Origin of the sequence: Streptomyces aureocirculatus (genome assembly GCF_000720475.1) — a bacterium.
GTDB classification, from domain to species: Bacteria; Actinomycetota; Actinomycetes; order Streptomycetales; family Streptomycetaceae; genus Streptomyces; species Streptomyces aureocirculatus.
On the sequence record NZ_JOAP01000164.1, the window covers coordinates 1 to 417 of the forward strand.

Sequence of the window (417 nt, forward strand, 5' to 3'; positions counted from 1 at the left end):
CTGGTGCCAAGGCATCCACCGTGCGCCCTTAAAAACTTGGCCACAGATGCTCGCGTCCACTGTGCAGTTCTCAAACAACGACCAACCACCCATCACCCCGAACCAGAAGCTCGAGTGCACTGGGGCCGGCATTGAAGGACGAGCAACGCTCGCACCCTCAGATACCCAACAGCGTGCCCGACACGTCCAGTTACAGCTCTGTGTTCCACGCCGAAGCAGTACTAACAGTCCTCATCCTGACCGTGCCGAATAACCGTCTGTGCCGAATAGTCAACGTTCCACCCATGAGCAACCACCGTCGAACATTTGCCGACGTAGTGGCCTCTGACCACACACCCGAAGGTGCCTGGTAAGAAGTGCTCCTTAGAAAGGAGGTGATCCAGCCGCACCTTCCGGTACGGCTACCTTGTTACGACT

At 57.1% G+C, this 417-nt stretch carries 1 rRNA gene; it reads right to left on the bottom strand.

The features are described 5' to 3' along the window. Positions 1–367: 367 nt before the first annotated feature. A 16S ribosomal RNA gene (locus IG78_RS48970) occupies positions 368–417 on the bottom strand; the annotation flags it as partial.